We start from the raw sequence: 740 nt of genomic DNA, 5'->3' as shown, positions 1-740 counted from the left end.
CCGCAGTATCTTAGCGTTATGGGTTACTATTACGCCGGCATTACTGTTGGCGTGGCGAGTAACCTTTCGTACCGTTTTGGCCTATTTGCGAAAAATGGGCTTCAACACACGCACCGCTATCATCATCGGCCAGACCCCTCACGGCATCACCCTTGCCAACGAGATTCAAAACCACACCGAGCATGGTGTTCTATTTGACGGCTTCTACGACGAACGCTCTAGCGACAGATTGCCTAGCTCCGAATACCCAATCAAAGGCGCGGTAAACCAAGCGTTAGAACGGGCAAAACGAGGAGAAGTCGATTACGTATACATTGCGATGCCAATGCATGCTAAAGAGCGCATTGCTTCCATCCTGAACCAGTTCTCCGACACCACAGCGAACACTTATCTGATCCCGGATTTCTTTACTTACAACCTGCTCCATTCTCGCTGGGATCAAATTGGTCAAGTTCAAACTCTCAGCGTGTTCGATACGCCTTTTGCTGGCGTTTCATCCTGGATTAAACGCTTCGAAGACATTTTGTTTTCTAGCATTATCTTAGTGTTGATATCACCAATCCTGCTTGCTATCGCCATTGGTATTAAGTTGACGTCAAAAGGCCCTGTAATATTTAAGCAGCATCGTTATGGTTTGGACGGTCGAAAAATCGAAGTTTGGAAGTTCCGCTCGATGACGACGATGGATCAAGGCCCAAACATCAAGCAAGCCACGAAAAACGACCCTCGTATTACTCCGT

1 protein-coding gene is annotated in these 740 nt (G+C 47.4%); it reads left to right on the top strand.

Translation table 11 applies throughout. The annotated features are described in order from the left end of the window. On the top strand, nt 1–740 hold a 740-nt coding region (locus tag R8O10_RS24925), incomplete at both ends, for a sugar transferase (protein ID WP_318191918.1).

It is taken from the genome of Vibrio sp. 1727 (assembly GCF_033344415.1).
Lineage (GTDB): Bacteria > Pseudomonadota > Gammaproteobacteria > Enterobacterales > Vibrionaceae > Vibrio > Vibrio alginolyticus.
The sequence above is the reverse complement of the archived record's forward strand: the minus strand, read 5'-3'. Positions and strand labels throughout refer to the sequence as shown.